Origin of the sequence: Pseudomonas graminis (assembly GCF_900111735.1) — a bacterium.
In the GTDB taxonomy this organism is placed as follows: domain Bacteria; phylum Pseudomonadota; class Gammaproteobacteria; order Pseudomonadales; family Pseudomonadaceae; genus Aquipseudomonas; species Aquipseudomonas graminis.
Genome location: NZ_FOHW01000067.1, coordinates 6,078 through 10,746, shown reverse-complemented (window position 1 = coordinate 10,746; position 4,669 = coordinate 6,078). Strand labels below are relative to the sequence as shown.

At 51.9% G+C, this 4,669-nt stretch carries 3 protein-coding genes and 1 pseudogene; all 4 read left to right on the top strand.

The window, feature by feature from the left end:
* On the top strand, nt 1-978 hold a 978-nt coding region (locus BMY98_RS25915; protein ID WP_217648336.1), incomplete at its 5' end, for an RHS repeat-associated core domain-containing protein.
* 14 nt (nt 979-992) lie between these two features.
* Nucleotides 993-1,484 (top strand): SMI1/KNR4 family protein, encoded by a 492-nt coding sequence (locus BMY98_RS25910; protein ID WP_074893598.1) that lies wholly within the window; start codon nt 993-995, stop codon nt 1,482-1,484.
* Between the two features lie 687 nt (nt 1,485-2,171).
* Nucleotides 2,172-2,558, top strand: coding sequence for a hypothetical protein (locus BMY98_RS27115; protein ID WP_074893596.1), 387 nt, complete (start codon nt 2,172-2,174; stop codon nt 2,556-2,558).
* A gap of 244 nt (nt 2,559-2,802) precedes the next feature.
* Nucleotides 2,803-4,669: pseudogene (locus BMY98_RS27755) on the top strand (type IV secretion protein Rhs); the annotation flags it as partial.

Below are 4,669 nucleotides of genomic sequence, written 5' to 3'. Positions count from 1 at the left end.
TTCACCTACGATTGCGAAAACCGGCTCGTGCGTGCGGAAACGATGGTTAACAGCCAGATGCACAGCGTCGGTACGTACCGGTATGACAGCTTGGGTCGTAGGGTTGGCAAGACGTCCGAGATTGATGGCCAGACTGAGCACAAGCACTTTCTCTGGCAAGGCCTGCGGATGCTGCGTGAGGAAACGCCTTGGCAGAGCAGCCTCTATATTTACGAGCCAGGAAGCTATGCGCCACTTGCCCGGGTTGACCAGAGCGAAGGTGAGGCAGAGCGGACGCTTTACTACTTTCATACCGACCAGATTGGCACGCCGCTGGAGATGACGGATGTCGATGGCCAGATCGTTTGGCAGGCGACTTACAAGGCGTGGGGCGAAGTTGAATCGTTGGCGGTCAGCGAGGTTGAGCAAAACCTGCGTTTCCAAGGCCAGTACTTTGATGACGAGACGGGGCTGCACTACAATACGTTTCGGTATTACGATCCGGAGGTAGGTCAGTTCATTACTCAAGACCCGATCGGCTTGGCCGGTGGGTATAATCTTTATCGATATGCGCCGAATCCGAATATATGGATCGATCCATGGGGCTGGGCTTTTAAGGGCGTCGATTTTACAGGGTCGCCTGACCTATTTCCGGTAACTGGTAATCAAAAAAATATCGTCACGATCACCATGCAGGGATCCCGGACTCGTGATTTTACTCAAGCTTATAAAGAGGCCGGCATCAAAGTTTCTGCAGCGGACGATTACACATGGCATCATGTTGATGATTTTGATCCGAAAACTGGCAAAACCACAATGCAGCTTGTCAAAACTTCAGCTCACGAAGCCACCTTTCCTCATGGAGGCTCAGTTTCGCAGTTTGAAAAGCATTTTGGACTGCCGTCAAAAGCATATGGTAAAGCCGACGCGGTAGGGATTGCTCAATCGAAGGGATGGCTTAAAGGTCGGGCGCCTAGGGGCGCCTCAACGGTTTGTTAAGGAAGGTGCAGCAAATGTCGCTACTTAAGGTATCTAAAGCTGAACCCCCTGTTGGACTAACTGATATAGAGAGCTTAGAGGTCATAGTTAATATCCAATTACCTAAGGATTTCAAGGAATTTTACTTAAGAAACAATGGGGGCGTACCGGATAAAGATTGGTGGGACAGCGAAGATGAGTACGATCCTATTCGGATAAAAAAATTCAAAGCTGTTGCGTCTAAAGACGATCCTGCCGCGCAAGATACGAATTTTTTGGGAGGTTGCTATGCTCTGATGACCGCAAAGGATGTTATTCCAAGCACGCTGTTGCCATTCGCAAACGATGATGGAGGTAATTTTTTCTGTCTTGATTTAAAAAAAGGTAATGTATGCTTTTTCGCAACGGATTCCTTCGACTCCGAGTGCAGTCCAGCGACCAATCATGCCAACGCATATAGGTGGATCGCTAAAACGTTTGGCTCTTTCATTGAAGGGCTGAAAGATGAATCGGAGATCGATGTATAACCATCGGCCCACCGTTCGTCGCTGGCTCATAACGTCGGTGCAGTTTTAGCATAATTCTTTAAACTTGCTTGTTCAAAGCTGCGTCGTCTATGAGATGGGATGAGACTAAAGAGATAATCTTTCCCGATGTCCGACCGCCGATCTCATCACGTTACTTGATCGGGGTTCGACACCTATGATTAAGCGTTGCGCTTTTAGTCCACAAAAAATAGCGAATGCATATTTTTCTTGCGAAGGGATTTTTGATGCTGCAGATTTATAAGGCAGGGCCCGACTGGGTTGCTGGGGAGCAATAACCTATACTTCTATGTCCCAAAACCAAGTAGTTGGACCGTCCCGCTAGGGTGGCAGTGTGAGTTGGACGGGGCGTAAGCGCTAATCATCCTGAGATTGCTAATGCGAGAAATGGTGTCGTGGAGCCCGGGAATGTTAATAGCACTATGTCCGAAGAGACACATAACCTCGGCGGCGTCTCCGGGGATAGCCCATTTACATCTTGGACGCGTGATCCGAAAGTTGCTAAATGGTGGGAAGAAAAGGACGGGGCGGGAGGCGTTGTGCTAGGTACCCCTACGGGAGCTCCCAAGCCAGGTGATGCGTGGGCATGGAAGTTTTCTCCAGATGCTTATGGTGAGTCAGAAGTGCTACTGCAAGGGAGTCGATCTGGCCTAAAGGTGTTTGATCCAAATGAACTCTAAAGATTTATTAGAAAACGCAGACTTTGAAGGGTTCATTAAATCTGGCCACTTTGATCGCCGAACTTCTGAGGTGCTAGCTAAAGCGAAAGTTTTACATGGCCGACTCCCTATTCCTTTAGATCTGAATAGCTACAACGTAGAGGAGTTTCCGACACTCCGTTCCATAATAGAGTTTCGCGCTAATAATCTAAAATTTCAGGGGAGTGTGCTTAACGGTGCGACAAAGTGTCTACAATCTCTAAGGGACAAAGATAATTCTCATAAACGGGTTTGGGTAGCGATGAAAGTCCACGAAAATATACTGATTTTTATCGTCAATGTGAGGACTTACGAAATTGACGGATGCATGTCTTTACAAGTTGTCGAGCCCGATTAGAGCAGGCCGTTAACGGTGTGAAAGTCCCTATTTTATATTTATTCATGAGCGCTGGGCCGCATTAGACGACTGCAGCGCGTTTAACGAGGCTTCTGAGAGTACGTGTTCCATAGAGGACGTCACCAAAAGAACGGTTCAAAGGCAAGAGGTGTGATCTCCCTCGGTGCTTTACGTTCCTGATCGGAGCAAAACTGGCGAATCATGCGAGCCTGAGATCAGCTGGTGCCGGCGTGGCTCTCGGCACCTGTACTGTTCGCGCACAGCCGATGGCAAGCTAACTGACACCAGCGCGACCGGGGGCCTGCGCGTGCATTTGCACTACAACCACCCACTCGGTCGCCTTACCGAGGTCAAACGCATCGTCGGTGACCAAGCGTTCGAAACCTTGGTCACTTATCGCTATGACGACAACGGCCAGTTGAGCCAGGTCAGTAATCGCAACGGCGACACTCTGCGTTATTTCAGCTACACCGATGGCGTTATGACGCGGCACAGCACAGCACCGCGCTCGGCCTCGCCTGCGAATACCGCTGGGAAACCATCGACGGTCAGCCACGCGTGGTCGAGCATTGGACCAGCGACGGCGAACATTTCAATTTTGACTACGACTTCAAGGGGCGCACCACCCGCGTCACAGACGTAATGGGTCGCGAGGCGCGGGTTCACTACAACGCCGATCGCCGGGTCACCGCTAGCCGCGACTTCGGCGGTGAACAGTACGCAATTACGCTGGATGACTTCGGCAACATCGTCGGCTTGACGCTGCCCGACGGCAACCAGCTGACGCTCAAATACGACGAGTACTCGCGCCTGATTGAGGAGGTCGACCCGCTGGGTCGCAGCACGCGCTATCAACATCACCATCTGACCTCGCTGGTTAAACAGGTCAGCTATCCCGACGGGAGTACCTGGAAAGGCCATTACGACAACAAGGGCAACCTGACAGAGGAATACGATGCGCTAGACCAGCGCACCGAGTATTTCTACAGCGATGATGGTCTGGTACACACCATCATCGATGCCAACCACAAGTCGAAATTCCTCTGGTGGAACAACCACGCACAGGTCGAGAAGTTTCAGGACTGTTCTGGAAAGTGCACCACTTACCACTACAACGAGCGCCTGCAGCTGGTTTCGGTCACTGATGCGCTGGGTCAGACCACCGAGCTGGAGCTTAAACCTGCGGGTGAAGTGCTGCGCATCAAACATCCTGATGGCACACAAGAAGCGTTTACGTACAACGCCTTCGGGCAGGTGCTTACTCATACCGACGGCAAGGGCCAAATCATCAGGTTGCAACGCAACGAGCGCGGCTTGCCAAGCTCGCGGAAAGACGCCAAGGGCCAGCGCGTTCGTTATGAGTACGACAAGGCAATTCGTCTCACCGCGCTGGTCAACGAAAACAACGCCACGTACACCTTCGAATACGACGCCTCCGATCGTCTGATCGAAGAAAAGCGCATCGACAACCTGACGCGCCGGTTCAGCTACAACGTGGGCGGGCATCTGACGCGGTTGGATGAAATCGGCTACGGCGATAGGGCAGAGCGGCCGCAGCGCAGTACCGAGTTTGAGCGTGATGTGATTGGTCGCTTGCTCGCGAAGGTCAATCAGGATGCTCGGCAGGATTACAGTTACGACGAAGCAGACCGGTTGCTCAGCATCCACCGCCAGCCTTCAAGCATTGGCAAGAAGCTCGGTGTTGCTGAAGAGACGCTCGACTTCAGCTATGACCTGTTGGGTCGCTTGATCAAAGAGACCACACCGCAAGGTGCGCTGGCTTACGAATACGATCCGCTAAGCAACCTGACCACGCTGACATTGCCGACTGGCCAGCACTTGAATCATCTGTACTACGGCAGCGGCCACCTGCACCAACTTAACCTCGACGGTCTGCTCATCAGTGACATGGAGCGCGATGACCTGCATCGGGAGGTCTACCGCTCTCAAGGCAAGCTGACTAGTTGCTTTGGCTATGACGCCATGGGACGCAAGAGCTGGCAGTTTGCGTCCACTATTCCGGCTGAAAAGCTGTCGCAGATCCAGAACCCAGGCATCAACACTTCGCTGCTGGTCGATCATGCGTACAACCCGATTCACCGGCGATATGA

Bases quoted from the DNA above. Each gene is read 5' to 3' on its own strand.
- BMY98_RS25910 (WP_074893598.1), top strand. From the start codon at position 993: ATGTCGCTACTTAAGGTATCTAAAGCTGAACCCCCTGTTGGACTAACT.
- BMY98_RS27115 (WP_074893596.1), top strand. From the start codon at position 2,172: ATGAACTCTAAAGATTTATTAGAAAACGCAGACTTTGAAGGGTTCATT.